General features: G+C 47.9%; 1 pseudogene. It reads right to left on the bottom strand.

Features of this window, described 5'->3' with window-relative positions:
- Positions 1 to 213: pseudogene (locus PAT3040_RS37420) on the bottom strand (hypothetical protein); the annotation flags it as partial.
- Positions 214 to 280: the final 67 nt, after the last annotated feature.

Below are 280 nucleotides of genomic sequence, written 5' to 3'. Positions count from 1 at the left end.
ACCGCAGGGATCGCTTGGTGTACGATTTTTCGCAAGAAAATATCGATGCGATTTTGCTCCATAAGGAGCAATAACCCAAGAATCCCCCACCTCTTCAAGGTGACGGGAGTGTTCAAGCAGGTTATGTTTGCCTGTAACAGCGGCCAGCAATCGATTCACTTCGGCGAGCTGATCGTCGTCCCATCTTGCAATGAGCGATTTCTTGTTCAACATAAACCCTCCTCGTATAGTATTTCTTGAACATTGTTTTGAGCCATTTTCCAGCTCCCGAGGGAGCTGG

This window comes from Paenibacillus agaridevorans, from assembly GCF_003112455.1.
GTDB lineage: Bacteria > Bacillota > Bacilli > Paenibacillales > Paenibacillaceae > Pristimantibacillus > Pristimantibacillus agaridevorans.
This window is presented reverse-complemented; position numbering and strand designations above follow the sequence as displayed.